Genomic DNA, 1,676 nt, shown 5'->3' with positions numbered 1-1,676 from the left:
CTTCCCGACTCTCGAGATGCGCGTCACCGACGTTTGCCCGCTCATCGAGGACGCGATCGCCATCGCCGCGCTGTATCAGTGCATCCTGCGGTTTCTTTACCGCTGCGGCGGCAGAACCAGCGCTGGCGGCACTATCCACCTTTCCTCATCCGCGAGAACCGCTGGCGGGCGCAGCGCTACGGCATCGAGGAGGGCATGGTCGATTTCGGCAAGGGCGCCATGGTGCCATTCTCGCATCTCCTCGAAGAGCTGTTCGACCTGCTGGCGGAGGATGCCGCCTATTTCGGCTGCGCGGCCGAGGTGGCCCATGCCCGCACGATCCTGCGGCGGGGCACGAGCGCCGACCGCCAGCTCGCGCGCTACGAAGCGGTGAAGGCGCTGGGCGGCTCCGAGCACGCGGCGCTGGTCGCCGTGGTGGATGAGCTTGTCGAGGAGACGATGACCCTGCCGGGAACGACGAAGCCGCAGCTTAAGCCGAAAGTCGGCACCGGGTCCTGCGCGCGCGCTACTCCTCGTAGGCCATGTAGCGAACGATCTTCCAGGTCCCATCCGCCTGCCGCCGGAAGACATCCAGGCCCGGCTCGACGGATTTGATTTCTTCACCGTCCTTATCCTTGATGGTCAGCGTCCACACGAGACGGACCACCGCCGCATCGCCGAACACCAAGATCTCCTTGATGTCCAAGGCATAGCGATAGTCCCGCGTCTCATCGGACAAGGACTTGGTCAGCAGGTCGCAGACCGCTTTGTGATCGCGGGTGGGATGTCCGCGAAAATCGGCACGAACGTCCGCCGCGAAGAGGTCGCAGATCCGCTCCGTCTTGCCGGCATTGAAGTCCGCCATCCAGCCGGTCAGAGTCTTTTCGATCTCGACGGCGGCCGCGTCCTCGGCGCGCGACGGCACCGCGCTGAGCAAGCACAGCGCGAAGGCCGCGAGAATTGACGCAGTGATCATCGTCTCCGCATGGTCTCAGCCAATCTAAAGCGTCGTGCCCATGCCGCCATCGACGTTGAGCGCGGCGCCGGTAATGTAAGCCGCTTCGTCTGAAGCGAGGAACAGAGCGGCGTTGGCGATGTCCTCAGGCTGACCGAAGCGCCGCAACGGCGTCTGGGTGAGCAGCGCCTTGGCGATCATCGGGTTGGAGAGATAGCGGCCGATCAGCGCCGTCTCCACATAGCCCGGCAGCAGCGTGTTCACGCGGATGCCGTAGGGCGCATACTCAACGGCCAAGCTCCGCGACAAAGCCGACACCGCGCCCTTGGTCGCCGAATAGACCGCCATCTGCCGCGTGTGCTTCGCCGACATCACCGAAGACAGATTGACGATCGAGCTTTGCCGGAGGCGCGCATCAAATCGAAGGCCTCGCGTGCGCACCGCACCGTACCGTCGAGATTGACCGCCCACACATTGTCCCACTCCTCATCGGACAGATGCCGGAAGTCGGCCCGCGCGCCGACGCCCGCATTGTTGACGAGCACGTCGAGCCGGCCATGCGCCTCCTTGATGGTCTCCATCAGCGCCTTGACCTGCGCCGTGTCGGTGATGTCGACCGTCTGCGCCGTGGCCGCCCCGTTCGCCTTGACGATGGCGTCGGCGGTGGTCTTCGCCGCGTCGCCGTCGATATCGGCGACGACAACGTGGGCGCCCTCGCGCGCAAAGGCTCGCAGACGGCCCG

Annotated in this window: 2 protein-coding genes and 1 pseudogene; 1 reads left to right on the top strand and 2 read right to left on the bottom strand. The window is 65.3% G+C overall.

Going from position 1 to position 1,676, the window contains the following annotated elements; genetic code table 11:
• Positions 1-594 (top strand): glutamate-cysteine ligase family protein (locus AUC71_RS18440; RefSeq protein ID WP_483127794.1); only part of this gene is annotated, 594 nt, incomplete at its 5' end.
• Here the strand turns inward: AUC71_RS18440 and AUC71_RS02485 are convergent.
• Positions 506-955, bottom strand: a complete 450-nt coding sequence (locus tag AUC71_RS02485) for a YybH family protein (RefSeq protein ID WP_069622998.1) — start codon at positions 953-955, stop codon at positions 506-508. The two genes, AUC71_RS18440 and AUC71_RS02485, sit on opposite strands and share 89 nt — an antisense overlap.
• Positions 956-979: 24 nt before the next feature.
• Positions 980-1,623: pseudogene (locus tag AUC71_RS20685) on the bottom strand (SDR family NAD(P)-dependent oxidoreductase).
• Between the last annotated feature and the right edge of the window lie 53 nt (positions 1,624-1,676).

Source organism: Methyloceanibacter marginalis (assembly GCF_001723295.1).
GTDB lineage: Bacteria > Pseudomonadota > Alphaproteobacteria > Rhizobiales > Methyloligellaceae > Methyloceanibacter > Methyloceanibacter marginalis.
Note: the sequence above shows the minus strand (reverse complement) of the source record. Positions and strands in the feature narration are given on the sequence as shown.